We start from the raw sequence: 23,469 nt of genomic DNA, 5'->3' as shown, positions 1-23,469 counted from the left end.
GGCCGGTCACTCGGGTACAGCGCTCGGTCTCACTCCGCCGGCGCCGCCAGCCGCCAGCCGGCGGCCCGGTTGCGGGCGTGCCAGTAGCGGGCGTACGCCCCGTCCCGGGCGACCAGCTCGTCGTGCGTGCCGTGCTCGGCGATGCCGCCGTGCCCGTCCAGCATGATGATCCGGTCGGCCGTCCGGATGGTCTGCAACCGGTGCGCGACCACCACCAGCGTGCGGTCGCGGCGCAGCTCGTCCAGCGACCGGCCGACGGCCTCGTCGTTCTCGGGGTCGAGTGCGGACGTGGCCTCGTCGAGGACCACGATCGGGGCGGCCTTGAGCAGCGCGCGGGCGATCGCGACCCGCTGGCGCTCACCGCCGGAGAGCAGCACCCCGCCCTCGCCGACCTGGGTGTCCCAGCCGCCGGGCAGCCGGGCGACGATCTCGTCGACCCTGGCGTACCGGGCCGCCGCGGTCACCTCGTCGTCGCTCGCGTCCGGGCGGCCGAGCCGGATGTTGTCGATCACGGTGCCGTCGAACAGGTAGACGTCCTGGAAGACCGGGGCGACGAGCTCGGCGACCCGGGTGCTGCCCAGCTCCGGCAGCGCGACCCCGCCGATCGACACGGTGCCGGCGCCGGGGTCGTAGAAGCGGGCCAGCAGCCGCACGATCGTCGACTTGCCCGATCCCGACGGCCCGACGAGCGCGGTCATCGCCCCCTGCGGCGCGGTGAACGACAGGTCGTCGAGAACGGTGCGTGCGTCGTATCCGAAGTGGACCCGGTCGAACCGGACGTCGTGGCCCGCAGGCTCGCGCCGCGGCGCCCCCGCGGCGGGCTCGGGCAGTGCGGGCTCGGCATCGAGCTCGTCGAGGTGGTCGAGGGTGTTGCGGGCCGCGGCGAGCCCACCGCCCAGCGCGCCCGAGCTCACGATCGGCTCGGTGAACCGGACGGTGAGCACGAGCAGCCCGATCAGCGTCGGGACGCCGAGCCCACCGTCGAGGGTCAGCCACACGCCCGTCACCAGGACCGCGACCACGCACAGGTGCACGACGACCGCGAACAGCGCCGTCGCGCCGCCCGCGTTGAGGTGCGCCTCCCGTGCGGTGGCGTGCCGGCGGCCGATCGCCTCGTCGAGCAGGCCACGCGCGATCGTCGTGTCCGCCGCGGTCCGCAGCGCGGGCTGGTGGCGGGCGTACTCGACGATCCGGCTCGACGCCTCGGCCACCACCGCGCCGTGCTCCCGATCGGCGCGCGCCGTGCGGGCCGCGATTGTGCGGTAGGTGAACCACAGCACGGGCGCGGCGACCACCAGGACGAGTGCGATCCGGGGCTCGACGAACGCCGTGCCCACGAGCACCGTGGCCGGGGTGACGAACGCGGTGATCACCGGCCGCACGATCACGTAGGTCGTCGAGGCCACGAAGTTGAGGCCGCGGGTCGCCACGTCGGAGGCCCGGCCGGTGCGGTCGGCGGCGACGAACCAGCCGATCGGCAGCTCCGCCAGCCGGTCGCCGAACCGCTCGAGCAGCGCGCTCAGCACCTCGGCCGCGGTGATCTGCGCGCGGCGACCGGCGATCGCGCCGACGACGGCGTACCCGCCACCGACCACGGCCAGCCAGCCCATCCACTGCACGGTGGCGGGCCGGTCGCCCTCGAACAGCGCGGTCAGGAACGGTACGAGCAGCACGAACCCGAGCCCTTGGAGCACCGCGCAGGCGACGAACAGCGCGACGAGGACCCGCAGACGCCTGCCGACGGCGGCCGGGACCAGGGCCAGCAGCCTGCCGACCAGTGTCCGGCCTGCGGCCGGGGTCGCGGCGCTCATCGGGCGACCCGGCCGGTGCCGTCGGCGGCGCGCGCCCGCTCGTTGCGTTCCCACAGGTCCCGGTACCGGCCGCCGGCGGCGAGCAGCTCGTCGTGCGTGCCGCGTTCGCGGATCCGGCCCTCGTCGAGGACGAGGATCGCGTCCGCACCGGTGATCGTGTGCAGCCGGTGCGCGATCACCAGCAGACTCCGGTCCACCGCCAGGGCCGAGATCGCGTCCTGCACGGCGGCCTCGGAGTCGGGATCCAGCGCGGCCGTCGCCTCGTCGAGCACCAGGATCGGCGCGTCGGTCACCAGCGCCCGCGCGATCGTCAGCCGTTGCTCCTCACCGCCGGACAGGTGTGCGTCGTCGCCGACGACCGAGTCGTAGCCACGCGGCAGCCGCAGGATGCGGTCGTGGATCCGCGCGGCGCGCGCGGCGCGCTCCACCTCGGCATCGGTGGCGTCCGGGCTGGTCAGGCGGATGTTGTCGCGGACGGTGGTCCGCAGGATGTGGGCGTCCTGCAGGACGAACCCGACCTCGGCGTACAGCCGGGACGGGGCGATCTGCCGCACGTCCGCCCCACCGACGCTCACCCGGCCGTCGGTGACGTCGTAGAAGCGGGGGAGCAGTCGCGCCAGCGTGGACTTGCCGGAGCCCGAGGGGCCCACCAGCGCCGTGACCGTGCCCGGACGGCAGGTGAGCGTGATGTCGTGCAGCACGTCGCGGACGTCGTCGTAGCCGAACGACACGCCGTCGAACCGCACCGTCGATCCCTGCGGCTCGACCGGCCGCTCGGGCCGGGACTGCACCGGCTGCTGCAGGAAGCGGGTCACCGAGTCCCGGGCCTGCAGCGCGGTGCGCATCGCCTGGCCGGTGTAGCCGAGCTGGAGCAGCGGGGCGGTCAGCCCGATGCCGAGCACCAGCGCGGGCAGCACGTCGACCGGCGCGACCGCTCCGCCGCCGGTCAGCCAGGTGCCGACCGCGGCGAGCCACACCAGCACGACCACCGGCGCGGTGACCACCTCGACCACCGTCTGCATCACCGAGGTCTCGTTCATCCAGCCGCGGTAGAAGCGCAGGAACCGGTCGGTCTCGTCGGCGTAGCCGGCGTGCCGGCGGCGGCCCTGGCCGAAGCTCTTCACCACCGCGATCCCGTGCACGAACTCGACGGTGGCCGCGTCGAGCCGCTCGACGGACTTGTCGTAGAGCGCCAGCTGCTCGCGGCTGCCCGCCATCATCACGCCGTACAGCACCACCGTCAGGACCAGCGGGACCAGGCAGGCCAGCGCCATCCGCCACTCGGTGGCGAACAGGTAGCCCAGTGACAGCACGGGCACGACGACCGCGACCACGAGATCGTGCACGGCGTGCCCGGTGAGGTGGTGCAGGGCGGACACGTCGTTCTCGACGGTCTTCTTCACCGAGCCCGACGACCGGGTGCCGAACCAGCCCAGCGGGAGCCTGCCGAGCAGGTCCACCATCCGGGTGCGGACGTCACGCTGCAGCTGCGCATCGGCCAGGTGTCCCACCATGATCGATCCCCAGGCGGCGGCGAAGGAGACGGGCAGCGCGATGGCGCCGATCGCCACGATCCACCAGGCGCGGGTCGCGTCGACCGGTTGCTGCTCGATCGCGGGCCACAGCGTCCTGGCGAGCTCGACCACGGCCACGAGCGGCACGACCGTGCCGGCCGCACCGATGGCGGCGAGCACGACGATCCAGGTGAACCGGGCCCGCACCGGCCCGAAGAGGTCCACCGGCGGTGGCTCGGGCGGCTGCGGAGCCGGGGGCGGCGCGGACGGAGACAGGACAGCGCCGGACACGGCCACCCACCCTTCGGTACACACGCCGTCGAGGGGTATTCGTACAGCGTTCTAATCGGAGGTTAGTCCGGCGACGGCGGGGCGGGCAAGCAGCCGTGATGCGGCAGACTGGCCACCCCGACGACCCGAAGACCCGACGATCCCGACGAGGAGGTGCGCGCCCCGATGGCCCGACGCCCGGCCGGTTCGCCGTACCACCTGGGGCTCACGCCCGACCGGATCGTGGCCGAGGCGCTCGCGCTGACCGGGGAGGGCCACCTGCTCGGCTGGTCGCTGCGTGACCTCGCCGACCGGCTCGGCGTCACCGTCTCGGTGATCACCCACCACGTCGGCGGCAAGGACCGGCTGCTGCGCCGGGTCGTGGAGGAGGCGCTCGCCGGGCTCCGGCCGCCCCCCGAGGACCTGGCCTGGGACGCCTGGTTCCGCGCGATGCTGCTCGACATCCGGGGGCCGCTGCAGCGCTATCCCGGCACCGCGAAGTGGGTGCTGCTGCACGGCCCGTCCTTCCCCGCGATCATGCCGATGATCGACGCGGGGGTCGCGGCGCTGCAGCGGGCCGGGTTCGGTGAGTCGCTCGGGCTCGCCTTCGCCACGCTGTTCAACAACGCCGTGATGACCCTGGCCGTCGCCGATGAGCGGCTGACCGACGAGGGTGACGGCCCGCGGGAGCACGCGGCGACGATGCGCGGCCTGCTCGATGCCGGAGCGGGGCGCCCCGGGGTGGGGGCCCTCGACTCGACGCTGATGCGGATGTTCACCGCAGGCGGGCCCGGCGCGCACGACACCTACTACCGCTTCGTGATCGAGACCACGATCGCGGGCCTGACCGTGCTGCGCGACGGCGCCCCGCGCTGAGGCGCCCGTCAGGTCAGGAACACCAGGGGCGCGAGCAGCCCGTTGGCCGCGACGACGAGCACGGCGGCGATCGAGAACCCCCACCAGGCGAGCACGAAGCACGCGTCGGACGGCCGGAACCGGACGATCCGGCGCTCGGTGCGTGTCGGGTACGCCCCGAACGCCCGCGAGTCCATCGCCACGGCGACCCGCTCGGCGTGCCGGATCCCGCCCGCGAGCAGCGGGACGGCCATCCGGCCCGCGCGGCGCAGGGCGTTGCGGTCGGCCACCCCACGGGCCCGGTGCGCGGCCCGGATGATCTGCAGCTCGTGGGAGAAGCGGTCCACGAACCGGTACGAGGCGATGGCGCCGTAGCCGATCCGGTACGGCACCCGCAGCGTGCGGATCAGGGCGCGGACGAGGTCCGGCGCGTGGGTGGTGAGCCCGCCGACGAGGGTGAGCGCCATCAGCGCGGTCATCCGCAGCGCGGTGGAGAGCCCGGCGTACACCGCGGCCCTGCGGATCTCGATCGGCCCGAGCGCCACGGTCGACGGGTCCGCGGCCACCTCGGCGCCACCGGCGAGCAGGGTGAAGCTGACCGTCAGTCCGGCGACGACCAGCAGCCCGATCGCGAGGCCGGTGAGCAGTCGCCGCACCGGTAGCCCGGCCCCGGTGACGATCAGCAGCGCGGCGACGACCACGAAGATCCCCGGTGTCCACGGGTCGCGGGTGAAGGCCAGGAAGACCATCGCCGGCAACGGTCCGGCGATCTTGGCGAGCGGGTTGACCCGGCGCAGGAAGCCCGAGCGGGTGCTCACCGGCGCGGTCCCGGGAGGTCGTCGGTCCGGTACACCCGGGCCCATGCCGGGTCGCGCGGCGCGAGGGCGTGCGCCAGCCTGCGCAGCGGGGGCGGGCGCAGTCCCGCGGTCGCGAGCAGCCCGTCGTCGGCGAGCAGGTCACCGGCCGGGCCGTGGGCGAGCAGCCGCCCGTCGCGCAGCACCGCGAGACTCCGGGCGTGCTCGGCGACGAGCTGCAGGTCGTGGCAGACCATCAGCACGGTGGTGCCCTCGGCGTTGAGCTCGGTGAGCAGTGCCATGAGCTCGCGGGCGCGCGCCCGGTCCTGGCCGAAGGTGGGCTCGTCGAGCACCAGCATCCGCGGTCCGGTGATCAGCGCGCTCGCCACCGACAGCCTGCGCTTCTCGCCGTGCGAGAGCAGCCACGGGCTCCGGTCGCGGTAGCGCTGCAGATCGAACCGGTCCAGGGCGGCGGCGACCCGCTGCTCGACCACCTCCGGCGGGTCCCGGCGCACGCGCAGGCCGTGGGCCAGCTCGTCGGCCACGGTCGGGGCCAGGAACTGGTGCTCGGGGTTCTGGAAGACGAACGCCACCACCGCCGCGACGGCCCGGGCCCCGGCACAGCCGACGTCGAGGCCGGCGACCTCGACGGTGCCCGGCGGCGGTGGCCGCACCCCGGCCAGCGCCTGGGCCAGGGTGGTCTTGCCCGCGCCGTTCACCCCGGCGACGGCGAGCAGGTCGCCGTCCGGGACGGTGAGCGAGACGTCGCGCAGGATCGGGTCCCGGCCGCGGCCGGGGGTGATCGTCAGCCCGCGGGCACGTACCAGCGGCGTGGCGGGATCCTCCGGTGCGGCGGTGGCGCGCGGGAGCGGCACCGGGCGCACGTCCGGCCGGGCGGCGAGCTCGCCGGCGAGGTCGTCGAGGGTGAGCGGGGCCGGATCGAGGTGGACGCCTGCGCCGGCCAGCCGGCGGGTGATCCGGACCGCGGTCGGCAGCCAGACCCCGAGGTCGGCGAGCCGGTCGTGCTCGTGGCGGAACACCTCGTCGATCTCGCCCGCGGTGACCGGGCGGCCGTCGCCGTCCAGGACGACGACCCGGTCGGCGATCTCCACGACGTCGTCGAGGTCGTGCTCGACGACGAGCACCCCGAGCTCGGACGCCGGGTCCGCGCGGAGCCGGTCGACGAGCCGGTAGAGCTCGGCGGACGCGTGCGGGTCGAGGTTCGCGGTGGGCTCGTCGAGCACGAGCAGCCGCGGCCGCAACGCGAGCGCGCAGGCCAGGGCCAGGCGTTGCCTGCCCCCGCCGGACAGCACCCCGGGGTCGTCGCGCTCCCGTCCGGTGAGCCCGACGGCCGCGAGCGCCTCCCGGGCGGTCTCCTCGATCTCGGGGACGGGGCGGCAGAGGTTCTCCGGGCCGAAGCACACCTCGTCGAACACGGTGCCCGTGACGATCTGGGCGTCCGGGTCCTGGAAGACCATCCCGGCGCGGGCGGGCCCGCCGTCCGGGGCCGGGGCGAGCACGACGGTGCCCTCGAGATCGGCGGGCACGCTGCGCGGCACGAGACCGGCGAGGGCGAGGGAGAGGGTGGACTTGCCGCAGCCGGAGGGCCCGAGCAGCAGGACGACCTCACCGGGACGGACGTCGAGATCCACCCCGTCGGGCCGCCAGTCGTCGGCGGTCTCGTGCCGGACCCGCACACCGCGGGCGTGCAGCAGCGCCGCAGCGGCCCGGTTGCCGGTGGACGTGGCCGGCCCGTGTCCTGTGTGGCCGCTCAAGCGGGGGCGTCGGTCGCGCGCACGCGCGGCGCCGGTGCGATACCGGTCCGGCCGAGTGCCCGCGCGATCAGCACCGACAGGTACGCCGCGAGGACGCAGCTCCCGAGCGTCAGCCCGACGGCGAGGGTGAGGGCCAGTGGCGACATCTGGTCGAGCCCGTAGGTCGTGTAGGTCGGGAGCAGCCCGATCACCGCGATCACGAGGCCGGTGCCGAGGAACAGCGCGGTCGGCCACCTGCGGTAGCGGGTGAGGGCGAACGGGATCTCGCAGAGCACCCCCCACAGCACCCCCTGGAACAGGCCCATCCAGCCGAACGGGGTGAGCGGCACGGTGACCAGGCCGGCGATCACGCTCGTGAGCAGGCCGACGCCGGGACGGCGGAGCAGTGCGAGCGCGGTGAACGGCGGGAGCAACCAGGCGCCCATCAGCGCGAGAACCAGCAGCGGCGCGGCCGTCATGAATGCCACGGTCAACAGATTCGCCGGAACCAGAACGATTCCGAGTGCGACGCCGAGCGCGCCGCAGGTCATGACAATGCGGGTGCTCGAGGAATTCCGGGACACAGAGGACTCCCACGGGAAAGGGATCGGCGACGACGGACGGAAGCGTGTCGACGTCTGACGAGTAAGTCAACCCTGGCTTCGTCGATCGATGTAAAGCGACCTGTATGGCCTAGCGCAAACCGCCCGGATCTCTCGAACAGGACATGCTTCACTCAACAACGAAACAGAGGGTAGTCAACTTCGACACGTACGGTTAAGGTCGGTTAGCTTTGCCTAACTTCTCGGAAGGATGGTCGATGTCCGCGGAAATCGTCGGGAGTAACAGTTCTGGACCGGCTCGTACATCGGGTCACGCTGCTTTCCAGGACGTGCCGGGATTTCACCTTCTCTGCGCTGAGATCGCCCTTTCCCTGGGCGTGGCGGAGGGTGAGATCGGACCGGACGACGATCTCTTCTCGCTCGGTCTGGACTCGTTGCGGCTCATGACGCTGCGGAGCGCGTGGCGGCGCCGGGGTGCCGCCGTGGACCTCGTCGCGCTCGCCGAGGCTCCGACACCGCGACCGGTGTACCCGCCGGGACGGAGCGCGCGGAGTCCGCGCGCCTGCGCGCCTGCGCTGTCCCACCGCAGGCTCGACGCGGGTGCCGGCGAGGTTCTGGGCGTCACGCTCTGACCGGTCGCCGACTTCACCGGCTTGGTGTCGCGCGACCTCCCCGGGGCCGGCGACGGCCGGCCGGCGAGCGCGCCCGTGGTGTTCGCGAGCGCGCTCGGTGGGGAACTCGGGGGCGACGACTTCCGGGCGACGTTCGGCGAGCCGGCCTGGATGGTCTCGCAGACCGGACAGGCTCGTCCCGGGAATGGCGGAGGATCTGGTGGGATTGGCCCGCGACGACGACCCTGAGCAGATGCGGGTACTCAGCCGGCGACGCCCCATCTCCGTGGGCGAGTTCCTCACCGGGCGCGGGCTCGCCGCCTACGAGCTCCCCGACCTGCTCGAGATCGTGCCGGAGTTCCCGGTCACCGCTCTCGGGAAGATCAGCAAGAAGCTGCTCGTGGAGCGGCTCGTCACGGGCGCGGTGGTCCGATGAGCACCACCGCGCTGGCACTGCTCACCGCACCGTGGGCCGCGCGGGCGGTCACCGCGGCCGTGCGGCTCGGGGTGATCGACGAGCTGGCCGGGGCACCGGTCTCGGCCGCCGACCTCGCGACCCGGCTGGACCTGCACGAACCGGGCCTGCAACGGCTGCTCCGGCTGCTCGCCGGGCTCGGGCTGCTCCGTACCGGAGCGGAGCCGGGGACCTACACCCTCACCGACGACGGCGCCCCGCTGGCGAGCGACCATCCGCGGTCGGTCCGGCTGCTCGCCGAGTTCTACGAGGAGGACTACGTGCGCGCCGCCTGGGCCTCGCTCGAGGACGGGCTGCGCTCGGGCGGCCCGCCGTTCGTGGCCGCGCACGGCAGACCGGTCTTCGACTACCTCGCCGACGTACAGGAACGGGCGGCGCGCTACACCGCCGCGATGGCCGCGGGCAGCCGGTTCGGCGATCGGTTGCCGGCCGCCGTCGACCTGACGGCCGCCCGGTGCGTGGTCGACATCGGTGGCGGCGACGGCAGCGTGCTGGCCGCGCTGCTCACCGCCTGCCCCCAGTTCCAGGGGATCCTCCTGGACCGGCCCGATGTGGTGCCGCAGGCCCGGGCGGCGCTGCGGGACGCGGGCGTCGCCGACCGGGTGCGCGTGGTGGGCGGCGACATCTTCGAGCCCGGGGCGATCCCGCGCGGCGCTGACGCCTACCTGCTCTCCCGGGTGCTGCACAACTGGTCCGACGACCGCTGCCGGGCGCTGCTCGACACGGTGCGGGCGGCCGCGGGCGACGCGGGCGGGCGGGTGCTCGTCGTCGAGCGGATGATCCGCGCCGGCGCCCCGGACGGCCCCGAGGACCTGCTGCCGCTGCTGTTCGACCTGCACATGCTCGTGATGACCCAGGGCCGGGAACGCGCCGAGCAGGAGTACGTGGCGATGCTGGAGGCGGCCGGTTTCGCCGCGGCCCCCGCCGTCGCGCTGCCGCTCGGGTTCTCCGTGCTCGCCGGAACCCCCGGCGGGTGAGCTGCCGTGACCCGGGTCGTCGCCGGGCATCCACGGCGACATGGGCGAGGCACGTCGAGGTCACCGAGCCCGGCGCGTTCGCCGACGCCCTCCGGGAGCCCCCGGACGGCCTGCGGGTCATCGAGGTGCGCACCGAGCGGGAGGAGCAGGCGGCCCTGCGCCGGGAGCTACGCGAGAGCGTCGCCGCCGCGCTCGCCCTCCAGGAACTCGACGTACCCGTTCGTCCCGTCCACGCGGATCCGCTGCCCGTCCCGGATCAGCCGGGTGGCGTCCTCCACCCCCACGACGGCCGGTAGCCCGTACTCCCGGGCGATCACCGCGCCATGGGTCATCAGGCCGCCCACCTCGGTCACCAGGCCGGTGATCGTGACGAACACGGGCGACCAGCCGGGGTCGGTGTGGGTCGTCACCAGGATGTCGCCCGCTTCGAGATCGACCCGGGCCATGTCCGTGATGACGCGGGCACGACCCTCGACGGTCCCGGTGGACACCGGGAGGCCGGCCAGCGCGTCGCCGGGCACGTCCTCGCGCCGGTACGCCCCGGCCACGGACTCTCCGTCGGAGGTGAGCACCCGTGGCGGGGTGAGCGCCTGGTACTCCCTGAACTGCCCCTCGCGCCGGCGAACGAGCCGGTCGTCCGCCCGGCGCGTGCGTACGAGGTCGTGGAGCTCGTCGAACGTGTGGAAGAAGATGTCGTCCCGGGTACGGAGCAGCCCGTCCCGCACCAGGCGCTCGGCCTCGGTGAGCAGCGCCTGCTTGTACACGAAGTACCGGCCGACCATGAAGTACTTCGGGTACTCCCGGTACCCGATGAAGGTCCGGACCCGGTCGATCATCCGCTTGGTCTCGTCGGCCCTGGTCCCGCCGTCCGGCAGGGCCCGCAACCGCTCCAGGACCTCCTGCTCCTTCGCCCGCGCCGCTCGCAGGCCTTGTTCGAAGCGTTGCCTGCCGGCGCCCGGCCCGGCGTTGCGGACGTTGCCGAGGATCACGGGCAGGAGCGTGCCGGGACGCTCGCTCCACCGCAGCCTCGTGATGTCGATCTCGCCGACGCAGCGCATGCCGTACGTGTCGAGGAAGGCCCGGATCGCCTCCCGGGCCTCCCGGCCGCCCGCCAGGTCGTCCAGCTCGTCCAGGAAGTCGTCGCCCTCGACGTCCTCGAGGAAGGCCACCACGTCCCGGTGCGGGCGGATCACGTCCGCAACGTCCAGGAGTGCCAGTCCCATCTCCGAGGTGACGTTGTCGGGGACGGACAGCGTGAGCGTGTCGGCCACGTTCTTCTCGCCCAGCCACTCCTGCAGCCGCTCGTTGAGCCACCACGACGCGTCCATCGCCGCCGTGAACACCTGGTGGCTCCGCGGATCGAACAGGAACCGCCGCAGCTCCTCGATGTCGGTCCGGATGAAGTCGAGCAGTGCCGGCCCGGACAGCACCCGGATCTCGCGCGCCGCGGCGGCGTTCGACGCCTGGCCGCGCTCGACCAGCTCGGCGACGACGGCCGGATCGGCCTCGAGCGGATCGGATTCCACCGGGGCGGACGCAGGATCGGGTGCCGGCCCACCGGGAGCGCTGTCGGGCCGCGTCGGGATGAAGCCGGCGTGGTCGAGGACGGTCCGCAGCGCGTCCTCGATCAGCGGGTCGGCCCTCCCCAGGACCTCCAGGAGTCCCTCGCGGGTCGTCGGCGAGGCCAGGCGCTCGGTGACGTCGACGAACAGCCTCCCACCGGCCTCCGACATGGGGCGGGGCGTCGTCATCTGCCAGAAGGACAGGCCCAGGGGCTTCATCGCATCGGTCATCATCTGCTGATGGCCGACGGAGACGTAGACGTGGTTCTCGCCGTCGTCGGTCGGTGGGACGGGGAACAGCGTGGTGATCGGCCGGCTCTGGACGATCCGGAAGCCGTCGTCGGCCAGACACCATTCGATGTCCTGCGGCCTGCCGAAGTGCACTTCGATCCGCCTGCCGAGCTCCGCGAGCCGCAGCACCTGCGCGTCCGTCAGCGCCGGTTGCTCCTGTAGCCCGGGCTCGACCGGCTGTTCTCCCGTCCCGCCGCCCGCCACGGCGTGGACGGCGACCTGCTTGGTGGCGACCGCCGTGGCGACGACCTCGTCGTCGCGCACCGTGTAGGCGTCCGCGTTCACCAGACCGGTGACCAGGGCCTCGCCCAGGCCGAGACCGGCCTCCACGTAGGTGACCTTCCGGTCGGAGGTGACGGGATCGGCCGTGAACAGGACGCCGCCGGCGTCCGGCGACACCATCTGCTGCACCACCACGGCCATCCGGACCGCGCGATGGTCGATGCCGTTCCGCAGGCGGTAGTACACGGCTCGCTCGGTGAAGAGCGAGGCCCAGCACCGCCGGACGTGCTCGAGGACGGCCGCAGGCCCCACGACGTTCAGGTAGGAGTCGTGCTGGCCCGCGAAGGAGGCGGTCGGCAGGTCCTCCGCCGTCGCGCTGGACCGGACGGCACAGGCGGCCGCCTCGCCCAGGCCTGCGAGCGGGGCCGTGATCGCCGCCGCCACGTCGTCGGGCACGAGGAGCCCCTCGACGCTCCCGCGGATCTCCGCGCTCAGCGCGCGGATCGCGTCCCGGTCGTCCGGGTCCAGGCGCGACAGCCGGTCGAGCCGATCGTCGAACGACGGTGCCTCCGCGATGACCCGCTGGAACGCCTGCGTCGTCACGCAGTAGCCGGCCGGCACGTGGATGCCGTCGATCCGCGCGAGCTCGCCCAGGTTCGCGCCCTTGCCCCCGACGAGCGCGATCTGCGTCCGGTCGACGTCCCGGAAGTCCAGCACGTAACAGCCGGACATCGCCACGCTGCTGCAGGTCTCAACCATTCGCCACCCCCGTGTACACCGGTTCTCGCCCTGAACGACCCAGGTGAGTGCGAAGATCTTCGGTCCCGCGGGGGGTCTTGTGGCAAGCCCCCGTCATTGTCATAATCTGGACACGGCAGGGAGGTCTGTGACCGCCGGCTGCGCTGGATGCGAGACGCGTGTCGACACGCCGCGGACCGGCCCGTCACGGCCGCCACCAGCAGACCCGAGGTACCGACCTCGGATGGGTGCCCCCGGCAGGACTCGAACCTGCGACCTCGGCAGTACTAGGTAACCGTGCTCGGGCGTGCGTGGTAGTGCCACCACCTGCGAAGACACTGCTTGGGCGTGCGTGGGCGTGCACCGTAGCGCGTGGGGATTCACCTGGGTTACTTCTGAGTACGGCCGTTTGAGGGTTGTGGGGTTAACCCGACACCTTCTATCGTTTGTGTATGGCCGCACCGACAGATCACATCCGCCGCGACAGCGGCACGGACGGGGACAGCATCGTCATCAACGGTGTCCCTCGCACCATGCTCACCCCGCGCGAGGTCGCCACCCTGTGGGACGTCTCCGTCCGCACCGTGTACCGGCTGATCCGCTCCGGGCGGCTGCCGGTGCTGAACCTGAACCCGGGCGCGCGCGGCGGGGCGGGGGACCGCTACCGCATCTCGTACCGCGTGATCCGGCAGCTCGAAGCCAGCCACGACGCGCCGGTCCCGAGCGGGGACTGAGTAACCCTCGGTCACCCGTACGGCTGGGCAGGTGCGCACTTCTGCGCCGTTCGTCCGGGCTGTCTGGTTGGCGCCACCCGTTCGACGCAGAACCGATAGTTAGCCCCCAGTCATCTAGTCGGCGGCTGAATGGGTGAAAGGCCACCCTCGTAGGGGCGCGCCCCAATCGACCAGCCTGCCGCCGGAGTTACACATCATTCGGGTGAACAGCACCGACACAGTGGTGATCATCGAGACCTGAGCGTGACCACATCGCCACCCGAGAGCACGTAGCGCAACGGGGCGGTCACGCGACTAGGGTGACGGGGCCTCCCCAGCGCAAACCCAATACGATCAACCTTACCCGGTGGGAGTACGCCGAATGGGCCAGCAGGAACAGCACGAGCATCGCAGCGTCACTGCTGGTATCTCGCGCACGGTGACCCCATGACGGCCCCGCACCGTGCCGGCCATATCGACTACGCCTGCCTTCACGCGGACCTGCTCCCCGTCCTCGAACGCCACGGCGTCCTCGCCCCCGGCGAAACACTCGACGGCTGGGTCGGCGTACTCCGGTTCTGCGGCGTCCACCCCGACGGACGCGAGTACCGCCGCGACGAAGCGCTCACCGGCCCCGGGGTGACGCTCGGCGAGGCCGCCGAGCTGTACGCGACCGGCGCCCGCCTGATGCTCCCCAACTAGTCGGCCGAGCCCTGCCCGCCAGGCGACGTGGACGACTCGTCGTGCCGCCGTCGGACGCGGCCCGTGTCGACCGGCTCCCCGGTCCGGTGCCGCGGCGCCTGCTCGTACGAGTCGAGGTCCGAGGCGTCCGGCTCCGGGTCGGGGGTGCCGCCGCGGCCGGCGCTCTTCATGCGGCGTAGCACTTCCGCGGCGAGGGCCTCATCGCTGAGGTCCCGCTCGGCGCCGGTGGAGAAGTAGGTGCGGAACTCGTCGGCGTTCAACAGGTCCGCGGCGACGAGCGCCTCGACCCGGTTGACTTTGAGGGCGTCGGCGACGGCGACCACGATCCCGGGGTTCGGGACGGCGCCCTTCTCCCAGTCGTAGGTGATGGACCGGTTGAACCCTGCCGTCTCGGCTAGGCGTTTCCGGTTCACGCGGCCCCACTGCTGGGTCATCTGTTCGCTGAGCCACGGCCACCAACGAGGTCGGGTCTCGGGGCCCTGGTGCTCACTGGTGCTCACGAAATCAAAGCGTATGTCGGTAGACCCGACACCTCCACCCGAGTCACCCGGTTACAGCGGTGACCGGCCTGCTTAGGCTGCCCAACGGTCGTCACTGTCGGGATTGCCCCACACAAAAGTATTGGCAGACCCGACACTCCGGCGTAGGGTCGCCGATGTGCGAACAACACCTGAGACCGCCGACACAACCAGCGGCGGCCGCGGACGCCACGAACTGCGCAGCGACCGACTCCGCGCACTGCTCGCCGACCGCGGCATCACTCAGGTCGCGCTCGCCGCGCAGATGGGGATGCACCGCGGACACGTCAACGACGTCCTCCAAGGCCGCATCCGGATCGGCCGCACCTTCATGGACGGTCTCCGCAACACGTTCCCTGACGACTACGACCAGCTCGTGGTGTGGGTCGTCGACGACAACCCCGCCGCTCCCGCGGCACCCCGATGACGAAGCCCCCGCGACTCGGCCTGCCAGGGCCGAGTCGCGGGGGCTCGTCGTCGTTTCTGCCCGAACCCAGTGCAGAACACCCCTGCACGCACTGGAAGGACAACACCGTGGCTACAGGATACTCGGGAGCCCGCCACTTCGTGCGGGACACAGAGGCTCGCCCCGACTGGCTGACCCGCGGCGCCTGCCGCGGCGAAGATCCAGATCTGCACTTCCCGGTGAAGGACACGAACTACGCCGCGAACGTCGCGAAGGCGAAGGCCCTCTGCTGGAACTGTCCAGTGCTGCAGGACTGTTTCCGCTACGCGATGGCCGCGCAGGAAGAGCTCGGGATCTGGGCGGGCACCACGAACGCCGACCGGATCAAGATGCGCGCAGCCGCCGCCGCCGGGCAACGCGCCGAGATGGCCGTGGCGTCGTGAACCTCGAGCTCCCGGAACAGCCGGCGTGGATGGCGCTCGGGCTGTGTTCGCAGACGGACCCGGAGCTGTTCTTCCCGGACCGGGGCGGCCCGAACCACGACGCGAAACGCGTCTGCTCGGGCTGCCCCGTCCAGACGGCTTGCCGAGAGCACGCCCTGGCGCACGAGACCCGCGGCGCCGGTGGGTGGGGGATCTGGGGCGGCATGACCTACGAGGAACGACAACGCGAGTTGCGCCGCCGCGGCCGGGGTGGGCGGCCGGGTCGACAGAGGAAGGACACCGCAGCATGAACGGGTTCGACGAGTACCAGATCTGGAGCCGCACCACCGCGTTCTATCCGGGCGCGGGCAGCGGCCGCCTCGCGGGTCTCTCGTACACCGCGCTCGGACTCGCCGGTGAGGCCGGGGAGATCGCGAACAAGGTCAAGAAACTGGTCAGGGACGGCGACGACGCAGACCGCCGTAACGAGCTCATCCACGAGATCGGCGACGTCCTCTGGTATGCCGCCCGGATCGCGGACGAGCTGAGCTTCAGCCTGTCTGACCTCGCGGCGCTCAACCGGGCGAAGCTGGAGAGCCGAGCTCAGCGGGGCGTGCTCGGCGGGTCGGGTGACGACCGATGAGCACCGCCCTCGATCACGACAGCGCGTGCCCGGTGTTCCGGGGCGCCGACCCCGACGAATGCGACGGGGACTGCGCTCCCAAACAACTCCTACATACGGCGCCGCCGATGCGGTCAAACGCAACGCCTACCCGCGACCGGGCCGCGACCGGCCGGGAGATGCGCCGCCTTCAGGTCCTCCTGCGTCAGGCCGGCGTGCGGAACCGGACCGAACGGCTCGCCCGTGTGTCCGAGCAGGTCGGCCGCCCCGTCGCGTCCTGTACCGAGCTGACCGAACGCGAGGTCCGCGTCGTCGCCGCGTGGGCCGACCAGAAGATCCAGGAGAAGCAGCGATGACCGAGCTGCCTCTGACCGCGCCCGGGGTGTACTCCATGAGCGCCACCGACTACCACGCCGATCCTGTCGCGGGCGGGTCCCTCACTTCGACCGGCGCGCGGAAGCTGCTGCCGCCGTCCTGCCCCAGGAAGTTCAAGTACGGCCGCCGTACCGACAGCAACGCGTTCGACGTCGGGCGCGCCGCGCACACCCTGGTACTTGGCATCGGCGACCCCATCAAAGTCATCGCCGGTGATGGGGCCGACCCGAACGCGTGGGCCACGAAGACGACGAAGGCCGAGGTCGCGAAGGCCCGCACCGACGGCTACACGCCGCTGAAGCCGAACGACGCCGCCACCGTCGAAGCAATGGCCGCCGCGCTCCGCGAGGACGAGCACGCCGCACCGCTCCTCGAACGCCGCGAAGGGAACCCCGAGCAGACCCTCGTGTGGCGCGACACCGAGACCGGGGTGTGGTGCCGCGCGATGATCGACTGGCTGCCGGAAGCATGGCCCGGGCAGCCGCTCCGCGTCGTCGACTACAAGACGACTGGCAGCGCCGAACCCGGCTCGATCTCCGGGTCCGTCGGCAGCTTCGGCTACGAGCAGCAGGCCGCCTGGTACCTCGACGGCATCCGCGCCCTCGACCTCGACGGCGGCATCGAGCCCCAGTTCACGTTCATCTTCCAGGAGAAGGAAGAGCCGTACCTCGTCACCGTCGTGACTCTCGACGAGCAGGCGCTCGCCGCCGGCCGCATCCGGAACCGGAAGGCCCGCGACATCTACCGCCGCTGCGTCGACACCGACACGTGGCCCGGCTACACCACCGGCCCCATCGAAGTCTCCCTGCCCGCGTGGAAGGCCCGCGAGTTCGACACCGCGTGGCACGCGGGCGCCTACGACATCGACCCGCAGCACAGTGAGGACGTCGCATGACCGCCGAAATGGTCACCACCGAAACCCGGGCCACCATGCCCGACAAGATCGCCTACGCGCGGGAGCTCGCACAGTCGGGTCTGCTCCCCGCCTCCTACCGGAAGCAGCCCGCGAACCTGCTCTACGCCGTCGAGTACGGGGAGATGCTGAACCTGTCCCCGATGGCCGCCGTCACCGGCGTCCACGTCATCGAAGGCAAGCCGACCGCATCCGCGGCGTTGATCTCCGCGCTCGTCCGGCGGGCCGGGCACCGGCTCCGCGTCACCGGCGACGACCGCCGCGCCGTCGTCGAGATCGTCCGCTCCGACGACCCCGACTTCACGTTCCGCGCCGAGTGGACCATCGAACGCGCGAAGACCGCCGGGCTCGTCAACAAGTCCGTCTGGAAGAACTACCCCGCCGCGATGCTGAAGGCCCGCGCCGTCACCGAGTGCGCCCGCGACGCCTGCGAAGAGGCGCTGATGGGGATGCACCACACCCCGGAAGAGATGGGCGCCGACGTCGACGAGGACGGCATCCCGACCCGCCCGTCCCCGCTCGCCGGAACCGCACAGCACACCGCCTCGGCATCGGCGCCGGGCGAGCCGGAGCCGGACTGGTCGGCGCGGATCGTCGAGCTCGAGGAGGCGCAGGACCGGGCCGGGCTCGTGCAGTTGTGGAAGCAGGCGAAGGCGTGGCACCCGGATGACTCCGACCTGCTCGGCCGGATCGAGTCGGCCGGGGCGCGGGTGAAGGCCGCGGTCGACACCGCCGAGGACGTGGTCGACGGCGAGGTCGTCGACGACGAGCCGCCGCCAGACGACGCGCAGCGGCGGGTGGCGCGCATGCACGCCCTCTTCGGCGAGGCCGGGCTGGGCGGAGACAAGGCCCGCGACCGCCGCCTGAAGGTCATGTCGAACCTGATCGGCCGCGACGTCACCACCTCGAAGGAACTGTCGGCCGGGGACCGCGACCAGATCATCCGCGACCTGGAGCGCTACCAGGCCGGGGGCGACCTGGAGAACGCGGAGTCCCGCGCGCAGGAGGACGCCGAACTCGCCCGGTACGCCGCCGAGCAGGACGCCGCCACCGAGAGCGGGGGCGAGTCGTGAGCTGCGACCACGACGACCTCGCCCTCGACGACCAGGGCCGCCTCATCTGCGACACCTGCGGGGCCCGGCTATGAGCCTCTACCTCGCCACCGACCCGGTCGCGGAACAGCGCGCCGCGCTCCGCGCCGAACGCGAACAGATCGAACGCGACACCTACGTGAAGCACCTCCGCCTCGCCGAGATCCGCCGCGAACTCGCCGCACTCCCACCCGAAGAAGGGGACCACTGGTGATCAACTACCGGGAACTCGTAGACGCCGTCCTCGACTGCCTCCCCGGCCACCACATCGTCTACCGCACCGCATTCCGCGCCGTCACCGTCCGCGCCCTCCAAACCGCGCTCGACACCGGCCGCGCCCACCCACGGCAGACACTCCGCCACCTCGCCGAACTCGGGAAGGTCGCACCACACCTCGCCGCGGAAGTCGCCGCCGCGCTCGGTGCGGAGCCCGCACTATGACCGGGCAGAGCAAGCCCCGACCGCCGGTCGGCCCGCTCGTCATGGCCGGGTTCGCCGTTCTCGGCGCGGGGCTCATCGCATGGATGTGGCTGGGGGACTGGCGCTACGCCGCAACCGCCGCAGTCATGTTCGTCGTCCTCGCCGCCGTCAGCGGCCCACGGGAAGGCCGCCAGCGGTGACCGGCCGCTACCGCACCCTGCTCGAACAGGCAGAGCAGTTCCTCGCCGAGCACTACCGCGGCCCCGGCGTCGACGAACTCCGCGCCGAGATCACCCGCACCCTGAACGCGACCCTCACGGAATGCCCCCACTGCGGGCACCACCCCCGCCTCGCCGACATGGCCGCGGCGCACCCGGACACGCTCCGCGCGCTCCTGACCGCCGTCGAACGCGGCGGCATCCCCGTCGAAGCCGCCGCCCGCCTCATCGAAACCTGGCCGGCCCCCAAAGGAGACCCGTCATGACCTCACGCCACGCCACCGACCAGCGCCCACCACTCGACCTGAAACGCGTCACCCGGATCAGCCTGTACGCCCTCGGGTACGCCGCCGTCGCCAGCGTCACCATCCCGATCCTGCTCATGCTGTGGGTGGCCGCGATCCAGGCGATGCTCGGATGACCACCGCCATCGACGGGTTCGCCGGCGCCGGAGGGTCCACCGAGGGGCTCACGCAGGCCGGGATCGATGTCCTCGTCGCCGCGAACCACTGGCCCACCGCCGTCGCCACCCACAAACTCAACCACCCCGGCATCGAGCACCGCATCGCGAACCTGTCGGAAACCAACTGGTCGAGCTTCCCGCGCACCGCCATAGCGTGGTGGTCCCCGTCCTGTGTCGGGCACACCCTCGCCACGGGGAAGAAGGCGCCCACCGCCGACCAGGAACGGCGCCGCGACACCGCCGCCGCAGTCGACCGGGCCACCGCGTTCGCCGCGGTCGCCTGCGCCGACCTGCACCGCCAGCCCGTCCTGCTGATCGAGAACGTCCTCAACTTCCGCCGGTGGGCGCTCTACCCCGGCTGGCTCGGAATGCTCCACGCCCTCGGGTACCGCACCCGCGAGCTCATCCTCAACGCCCGCGACTTCGGGCACGCCCAGGACCGCAAGCGCCTGTTCATCGTCGCGACCCAGCCCGGTGTGGAGATCGACCTGACCATGCCGCCGCAGAGCGCGGTGCCCGCCTCCACGATCCTCGACCCGGACCTCGGGGAGCGGGTCACACGACGGCTGTACGTGACTCCGCAGATCGAAGAGATCACCGAGGACGGGGTGCCGCACCTCGTGACCTACCGGAACCACGCGCGGGCCCGCCGCGCGGACCGGTACCCGATCGCCACGGTCACGGCCGGCGGGAACCACCACGCCGTCGCCACGCTCGTCGACGGCGTGCCGCACCACCGGATGCTGACCGACCGCGAGCGCGCCCGCGCCCAGGGCTTCCCCGACACCTACCGGTTCACCTCGCGCGAGTCCCGAGACGTGATCAAGCAGATCGGCAACGCCGTCCCCGTCGGGATCGCCCGCTGGCTCGGCGAGTGCGCCGCCGCCGCCCTCGGTGAAACCACCACACAGGAGGTCGCCGCATGACCCGCATCAGCTCGTACTGCCACCGGAACGGGTGTGTCGCCGTCACCGCCGTCAACACCGGCGTCTGGATCCACCCCTCCGCGCTGCCCTGGTGGCGCGGCCTCCACTTCACCGACGCCGAATACATCGCGTTCGAAGCCGGGATGCGGGCCGGGGAGTTCACCCTCGCCGCGCTCCGCGCCGACACCGACGGGGGCAGCGATGCCTAAGACCTGCCCCTGCGGGAAAGCCGCCTTCCCCTCGAAGGCCGCCGCCGACCAGCTCGTCGTCAAAGCGAAGATCGCGCACGCGCTCCGCCGCAATCGGCGCCGCCGCGAACAACGCACCTACGAATGCACCACCCGCCCCGGCGTCTGGCACCTCACCTCCCAGCCCACCTCGCTGCGCTACCAGTGGCCCGGCTGGGACGACGCCACCGACGACATCCAATGCGACCGCTGCCCGACCGTCATCGCGGCAGGGGAGCCGGTCGCGCTCGTCGGCGACTCCCGGCTCTGCATCGACTGCGGAGACCTCGTCGAACGATCCGCGCTCGGCGCGGCCGCGTCATGACCTACGAGCAGCCACCCGGCGCGGCCGCCCTCTGCACCCGCTGCGGAATCAGGCTCATCGCCTGCTACCCCGACCAGCAACTCCACCCGAACTGCGACCCAGACGCACCCGGCCTGACCGACGAACAGATCACCTACTGGGCCGCCCGCTATCACGCCAACAACCGACAGGACCAGCCATGACCACGACACACGCGCACCCCCTCGACCGGATCGCTGACCTCCGCGACTCCCGCAAACCCGTCCCCTACGGCCTCACCCCGGCCGCCCACCGGGCCCTCGACAGCTTCGGCCCGTTCTGCCCGGTGTGGGTCACCACGGCCTACGCGGGCAAGCCGTTCCGCCGGCCCTGCCTGCTCCCGGAACACCACACCGGAGGGCACGACCCCCGCGGCGGACGCAGCCACTAGGCCACCGCACCACCGCGCACAGGTCAGCACGAGAAGGGGTCACCAGTGGCTCGCAGTCACGCACGCATGCAGTTCGGAATGTGGCGCAAGCCCGGGCACGAGAAGGTCGGGAAAGACGCCCGCCTCATGTACCACACGATCCTGCTCGACGAGACCCTGAACCAGGCCGGCGTCGTCCGGCTGTCCATCGACATGTGGGCCGACGACGCCGCCATGACCCGCGAGGAAGCGGAGGCGGCGCTCGCCGAGTTGCGCGGCGGCCGGTTCGTGGTGGTGGACGGCTACGAGCTGTTGGTGCGGACGTTCATCCGGAACGACGGTGTCGCGGATCAGCCGAACATCTTGCGGAACGCGCTCGATGTGGCCCGGTTGATCCGGTCCCCGATGCTGCGCCGGGCGGTCGCGGAGGAGCTCCGGAAGCTGCCGCCTGCGCCACCGCCGAAGACGAACGAGAAGGGGAAGACGTTCGTCTATCCGGACCCTCATGCGGTGGCCGACGAGATCGATCCGGGTGATCTTCCACCACCCGATTCGGAACCCTTCCCGGAACCCTTCGCGAACCCTTCCGGAACCCACCCCGAATCGAACCCTTCGCGAACCCTTCCCGGAACCCCATGGGGTAGGGGAAGGGGAAGTAGTTCCCCTTCCTGTTCCGTAGATGGAGACTTGGAAGCGCCCCCCGCGCACGCGCGCACACACGCGAGCGCACACACGCGAGCCGCCGGGACAGCCGCCGCGCTCAACCGCATCGGACCCGCCCACAGCGCCAACGCCTACCGGCTCGTCCAGACCTACGCCGGCACCTGCAACCGCCGACCAACCGCCAAAATCCTCAGCCAACTCGCCGTCGAAGTCGACGCCCTCCTCGACGAGGACTGGCCCACCGAACTCATCGCCGACGTCCTCACCGCATGGGGCAGCAAAAGCCTCGGCCCCGCCGCCCTCCAGGCCGTCGCCCACGAAGTCGCGAACCGGCCCGCCGCCCGCGACGCACCCCGCCGCACCCGCACCACCGACGACAAACGCGCCGCCGTCGCCGGCCTCGTCGCCGAAGTCCTCGGCGACCCCACCCGACCCGACCTTCGTGCCATCGAGGGAGGCACCGGATGACCGAGCTCGACCGCTACGGCCACCCCGTCGAACGTGTCCGCCCCGAACGCCCACCACAGCCCCGCCCGCTGACCGCCGACGAGATCGGCCAAATCGTGGATCTCGTCGTCGCCTACACCCGCCGCGAACCCGACCGAACCATGATCCAAGTGTGGACGGCGCAATCACAGATCGGCCGGTGGACCGCCCCCGAGGCGATCGCCGCGATTCACCGGTGGGGCGCCTCCCGCGGCCCCAACGACTTCCTCGAGCCGTCCGACGTGACCCGGACGGTCCGCGCCGAACGCGCGGACCGGGCGCGCCGTGACGAAGCCGCCCGGCTCGCCGCGGCGCCGCCCGCGGACCCGGCGTCCCGGGCCCGCATCGACCAGGTGATCGGGCGGCTGTCGTCGCGGCTGGGGTGGCCGGCGGATCCGGGGGACGACGACGGCGCGACGCGGCGGGGTGTCCTCGACCGGGTGTGTCCGCATTGCAAGGCCGGGCCGGGGGCGCGTTGTGTCGGCCCGGCCGGGAAGCCCTTGACCCTGTCCCCACATCATCCGGCCCGGGTTGCCGCGGCTGGGGAGGCGGAACCGTGCGAATCCTGATTTGCGAGCGCTGCAACGAGTTCTTTCATCCGGCCCGCCGGGTGACGTGCCTGTGCCAGATGCCGTGTGACTCGGTCGAGGTCGAGCGGCGCTATGTGGCGGCTGTGGCGGCGGCGCGGGCGCGGCTGGTGGCAGGGGCTGTGGACGTGCTGGTGGAGCCGCTGGCGGCTTGACCGGGGGGCCGTTCGGGTGGTCCTGGGGTCAACCACGGCCAAGAGTGTTGCCAAACCCGACAGTTTGCGTAGGGTGAAACCCACACACCAACGAGGGGGTGGGGCACCGGTGGACGACCACTCGATCGCTTCCGATCACCGGCTCATCGAGCAGATCCGCCACGACCGGCCCGTCGTGTCCGGTGACCAACTCGCCGCGCTCCTGCTCGACTGGCGGGCAGAGGTCGCGCACGGGACCGCCGAAACACCCCCTGGCTCAGCCGTGGAGCGTCGAACGGACGTTCCCCGGTATGGCGCCTACCCCGCGAACTCTCCGGCGATCTCAGCCGTCGTTCCCGGGGACATCGACGACGCCGTCGGGCCGGTGACCGCGACCCCGGCCCGACGGCGACACCAACCCCACCCGGAAGGC

At 72.1% G+C, this 23,469-nt stretch carries 33 protein-coding genes; 26 read left to right on the top strand and 7 right to left on the bottom strand.

The annotated features are described in order from the left end of the window. Positions 1–29: 29 nt before the first annotated feature. Positions 30–1,811, bottom strand: coding sequence for an ABC transporter ATP-binding protein (locus tag JOF36_RS29680; protein WP_210033437.1), 1,782 nt, complete (start codon positions 1,809–1,811; stop codon positions 30–32). Continuing rightward, a complete protein-coding gene (locus JOF36_RS29675) occupies positions 1,808–3,616 on the bottom strand; it encodes an ABC transporter ATP-binding protein (RefSeq protein ID WP_210033435.1) in 1,809 nt (602 codons plus the stop codon). The genes JOF36_RS29680 and JOF36_RS29675 overlap by 4 nt, the downstream gene beginning before the upstream one ends. A 165-nt stretch (positions 3,617–3,781) precedes the next feature. On the opposite strand from JOF36_RS29675, the gene JOF36_RS29670 reads away from it, so the two are divergent. Further along, a complete protein-coding gene (locus JOF36_RS29670) occupies positions 3,782–4,471 on the top strand; it encodes a TetR/AcrR family transcriptional regulator (protein WP_210033433.1) in 690 nt (229 codons plus the stop codon). 8 nt (positions 4,472–4,479) lie between these two features. Here the strand turns inward: JOF36_RS29670 and JOF36_RS29665 are convergent, their stop codons facing one another. Genes JOF36_RS29665 through JOF36_RS29655 form a run of 3 tightly spaced genes read right to left on the bottom strand, consistent with a single transcriptional unit; the run spans position 4,480 to position 7,549 of the window. Further along, complete coding sequence (locus tag JOF36_RS29665; RefSeq protein WP_210033431.1) at positions 4,480–5,268, bottom strand: energy-coupling factor transporter transmembrane component T family protein; 789 nt, start codon at positions 5,266–5,268, stop codon at positions 4,480–4,482. Continuing rightward, positions 5,265–7,019 (bottom strand): ABC transporter ATP-binding protein, encoded by a 1,755-nt coding sequence (locus JOF36_RS29660; RefSeq protein ID WP_210033429.1) that lies wholly within the window; start codon positions 7,017–7,019, stop codon positions 5,265–5,267. Before JOF36_RS29660 ends, JOF36_RS29665 begins: the two co-directional genes overlap by 4 nt. Continuing rightward, on the bottom strand, positions 7,016–7,549 hold the full coding sequence (locus tag JOF36_RS29655; RefSeq protein WP_210033427.1) for an ECF transporter S component: 534 nt from the start codon (positions 7,547–7,549) through the stop codon (positions 7,016–7,018). Before JOF36_RS29655 ends, JOF36_RS29660 begins: the two co-directional genes overlap by 4 nt. A gap of 269 nt (positions 7,550–7,818) precedes the next feature. Between JOF36_RS29655 and JOF36_RS29650 the strand changes: the two genes are divergently transcribed. The 3 genes from JOF36_RS29650 to JOF36_RS29640 all read left to right on the top strand — a co-directional run bounded on the left by JOF36_RS29650 (position 7,819) and on the right by JOF36_RS29640 (position 9,624). Beyond that, a complete protein-coding gene (locus JOF36_RS29650; protein ID WP_210033425.1) occupies positions 7,819–8,193 on the top strand; it encodes a phosphopantetheine-binding protein in 375 nt (124 codons plus the stop codon). Positions 8,194–8,377: 184 nt separating this feature from the next. Then, positions 8,378–8,608: a hypothetical protein gene (locus JOF36_RS29645; protein WP_210033424.1), complete on the top strand. Its 231-nt coding sequence runs from the start codon at positions 8,378–8,380 to the stop codon at positions 8,606–8,608. Then, positions 8,605–9,624, top strand: coding sequence for a methyltransferase (locus JOF36_RS29640; protein ID WP_210033422.1), 1,020 nt, complete (start codon positions 8,605–8,607; stop codon positions 9,622–9,624). The genes JOF36_RS29645 and JOF36_RS29640 overlap by 4 nt, the downstream gene beginning before the upstream one ends. A 167-nt stretch (positions 9,625–9,791) precedes the next feature. Here the strand turns inward: JOF36_RS29640 and rph are convergent, their stop codons facing one another. Next, positions 9,792–12,458, bottom strand: a complete 2,667-nt coding sequence (gene rph, locus JOF36_RS29635) for a rifamycin-inactivating phosphotransferase (RefSeq protein ID WP_245351026.1) — start codon at positions 12,456–12,458, stop codon at positions 9,792–9,794. 431 nt (positions 12,459–12,889) lie between these two features. Between rph and JOF36_RS29630 the strand changes: the two genes are divergently transcribed. Together JOF36_RS29630 and JOF36_RS29625 are read left to right on the top strand one after the other, a co-directional pair. Further along, the gene (locus JOF36_RS29630) at positions 12,890–13,171 is read left to right on the top strand and encodes a helix-turn-helix domain-containing protein (RefSeq protein ID WP_210033420.1); all 282 of its coding nucleotides are present in this window, start codon (positions 12,890–12,892) and stop codon (positions 13,169–13,171) included. Positions 13,172–13,597: 426 nt separating this feature from the next. After that, complete coding sequence (locus JOF36_RS29625) at positions 13,598–13,852, top strand: hypothetical protein (protein WP_210033418.1); 255 nt, start codon at positions 13,598–13,600, stop codon at positions 13,850–13,852. On the opposite strand, the gene JOF36_RS29620 is transcribed toward JOF36_RS29625, so the two are convergent. Continuing rightward, on the bottom strand, positions 13,849–14,352 hold the full coding sequence (locus JOF36_RS29620; protein WP_210033416.1) for a helix-turn-helix domain-containing protein: 504 nt from the start codon (positions 14,350–14,352) through the stop codon (positions 13,849–13,851). The genes JOF36_RS29625 and JOF36_RS29620 overlap by 4 nt on opposite strands. 157 nt (positions 14,353–14,509) lie before the next feature. Between JOF36_RS29620 and JOF36_RS29615 the strand changes: the two genes are divergently transcribed. The 20 genes from JOF36_RS29615 to JOF36_RS29520 all read left to right on the top strand — a co-directional run bounded on the left by JOF36_RS29615 (position 14,510) and on the right by JOF36_RS29520 (position 23,057). Next, positions 14,510–14,797: a helix-turn-helix domain-containing protein gene (locus JOF36_RS29615; protein WP_210033413.1), complete on the top strand. Its 288-nt coding sequence runs from the start codon at positions 14,510–14,512 to the stop codon at positions 14,795–14,797. A 140-nt stretch (positions 14,798–14,937) separates the two neighbouring features. After that, entirely contained in the window at positions 14,938–15,219 is a 282-nt protein-coding gene (locus JOF36_RS29610; RefSeq protein WP_210033405.1) for a WhiB family transcriptional regulator, read from the top strand. Continuing rightward, a complete protein-coding gene (locus tag JOF36_RS29605; RefSeq protein ID WP_210033404.1) occupies positions 15,216–15,509 on the top strand; it encodes a WhiB family transcriptional regulator in 294 nt (97 codons plus the stop codon). The genes JOF36_RS29610 and JOF36_RS29605 overlap by 4 nt, the downstream gene beginning before the upstream one ends. Further along, positions 15,506–15,841, top strand: a complete 336-nt coding sequence (locus JOF36_RS29600) for a nucleoside triphosphate pyrophosphohydrolase family protein (RefSeq protein WP_210033403.1) — start codon at positions 15,506–15,508, stop codon at positions 15,839–15,841. The genes JOF36_RS29605 and JOF36_RS29600 overlap by 4 nt, the downstream gene beginning before the upstream one ends. Then, positions 15,838–16,176: a hypothetical protein gene (locus tag JOF36_RS29595; protein WP_210033402.1), complete on the top strand. Its 339-nt coding sequence runs from the start codon at positions 15,838–15,840 to the stop codon at positions 16,174–16,176. Before JOF36_RS29600 ends, JOF36_RS29595 begins: the two co-directional genes overlap by 4 nt. Further along, complete coding sequence (locus JOF36_RS29590) at positions 16,173–17,090, top strand: PD-(D/E)XK nuclease-like domain-containing protein (RefSeq protein WP_210033401.1); 918 nt, start codon at positions 16,173–16,175, stop codon at positions 17,088–17,090. Before JOF36_RS29595 ends, JOF36_RS29590 begins: the two co-directional genes overlap by 4 nt. After that, positions 17,087–18,181, top strand: a complete 1,095-nt coding sequence (locus JOF36_RS29585) for a hypothetical protein (RefSeq protein WP_210033400.1) — start codon at positions 17,087–17,089, stop codon at positions 18,179–18,181. The genes JOF36_RS29590 and JOF36_RS29585 overlap by 4 nt, the downstream gene beginning before the upstream one ends. 70 nt (positions 18,182–18,251) lie before the next feature. After that, the gene (locus tag JOF36_RS29580) at positions 18,252–18,413 is read left to right on the top strand and encodes a hypothetical protein (RefSeq protein ID WP_210033398.1); all 162 of its coding nucleotides are present in this window, start codon (positions 18,252–18,254) and stop codon (positions 18,411–18,413) included. Continuing rightward, the gene (locus JOF36_RS29575; RefSeq protein ID WP_210033396.1) at positions 18,410–18,640 is read left to right on the top strand and encodes a hypothetical protein; all 231 of its coding nucleotides are present in this window, start codon (positions 18,410–18,412) and stop codon (positions 18,638–18,640) included. Before JOF36_RS29580 ends, JOF36_RS29575 begins: the two co-directional genes overlap by 4 nt. Continuing rightward, on the top strand, positions 18,637–18,819 hold the full coding sequence (locus JOF36_RS29570) for a hypothetical protein (RefSeq protein WP_210033394.1): 183 nt from the start codon (positions 18,637–18,639) through the stop codon (positions 18,817–18,819). The genes JOF36_RS29575 and JOF36_RS29570 overlap by 4 nt, the downstream gene beginning before the upstream one ends. Further along, positions 18,816–19,103 carry a hypothetical protein gene (locus JOF36_RS29565; RefSeq protein WP_210033392.1) on the top strand — a complete coding sequence of 96 codons (288 nt, stop codon included), beginning with the start codon at positions 18,816–18,818 and terminating at the stop codon, positions 19,101–19,103. The genes JOF36_RS29570 and JOF36_RS29565 overlap by 4 nt, the downstream gene beginning before the upstream one ends. Then, positions 19,100–19,258 (top strand): hypothetical protein, encoded by a 159-nt coding sequence (locus JOF36_RS29560; protein WP_210033390.1) that lies wholly within the window; start codon positions 19,100–19,102, stop codon positions 19,256–19,258. The genes JOF36_RS29565 and JOF36_RS29560 overlap by 4 nt, the downstream gene beginning before the upstream one ends. Then, complete coding sequence (locus tag JOF36_RS29555) at positions 19,255–20,226, top strand: DNA cytosine methyltransferase (protein ID WP_210033389.1); 972 nt, start codon at positions 19,255–19,257, stop codon at positions 20,224–20,226. The genes JOF36_RS29560 and JOF36_RS29555 overlap by 4 nt, the downstream gene beginning before the upstream one ends. After that, positions 20,223–20,435: a hypothetical protein gene (locus tag JOF36_RS29550; RefSeq protein ID WP_210033387.1), complete on the top strand. Its 213-nt coding sequence runs from the start codon at positions 20,223–20,225 to the stop codon at positions 20,433–20,435. The genes JOF36_RS29555 and JOF36_RS29550 overlap by 4 nt, the downstream gene beginning before the upstream one ends. Continuing rightward, the gene (locus JOF36_RS29545; RefSeq protein WP_210033385.1) at positions 20,428–20,778 is read left to right on the top strand and encodes a hypothetical protein; all 351 of its coding nucleotides are present in this window, start codon (positions 20,428–20,430) and stop codon (positions 20,776–20,778) included. The genes JOF36_RS29550 and JOF36_RS29545 overlap by 8 nt, the downstream gene beginning before the upstream one ends. Next, positions 20,775–20,960: a hypothetical protein gene (locus JOF36_RS29540; protein ID WP_210033384.1), complete on the top strand. Its 186-nt coding sequence runs from the start codon at positions 20,775–20,777 to the stop codon at positions 20,958–20,960. The genes JOF36_RS29545 and JOF36_RS29540 overlap by 4 nt, the downstream gene beginning before the upstream one ends. After that, positions 20,957–21,187 carry a hypothetical protein gene (locus tag JOF36_RS29535; protein ID WP_210033382.1) on the top strand — a complete coding sequence of 77 codons (231 nt, stop codon included), beginning with the start codon at positions 20,957–20,959 and terminating at the stop codon, positions 21,185–21,187. Before JOF36_RS29540 ends, JOF36_RS29535 begins: the two co-directional genes overlap by 4 nt. A 66-nt stretch (positions 21,188–21,253) precedes the next feature. Then, a complete protein-coding gene (locus JOF36_RS29530; protein WP_210033380.1) occupies positions 21,254–22,297 on the top strand; it encodes a hypothetical protein in 1,044 nt (347 codons plus the stop codon). Continuing rightward, positions 22,294–22,884, top strand: a complete 591-nt coding sequence (locus JOF36_RS29525; RefSeq protein ID WP_210033378.1) for a zinc finger domain-containing protein — start codon at positions 22,294–22,296, stop codon at positions 22,882–22,884. The genes JOF36_RS29530 and JOF36_RS29525 overlap by 4 nt, the downstream gene beginning before the upstream one ends. Next, positions 22,872–23,057, top strand: a complete 186-nt coding sequence (locus JOF36_RS29520; RefSeq protein ID WP_210033376.1) for a hypothetical protein — start codon at positions 22,872–22,874, stop codon at positions 23,055–23,057. Before JOF36_RS29525 ends, JOF36_RS29520 begins: the two co-directional genes overlap by 13 nt. Positions 23,058–23,469 lie beyond the last annotated feature (412 nt).

It is taken from the genome of Pseudonocardia parietis, from assembly GCF_017876315.1.
In the GTDB taxonomy this organism is placed as follows: Bacteria; Actinomycetota; Actinomycetes; order Mycobacteriales; family Pseudonocardiaceae; genus Pseudonocardia; species Pseudonocardia parietis.
This window is presented reverse-complemented; position numbering and strand designations above follow the sequence as displayed.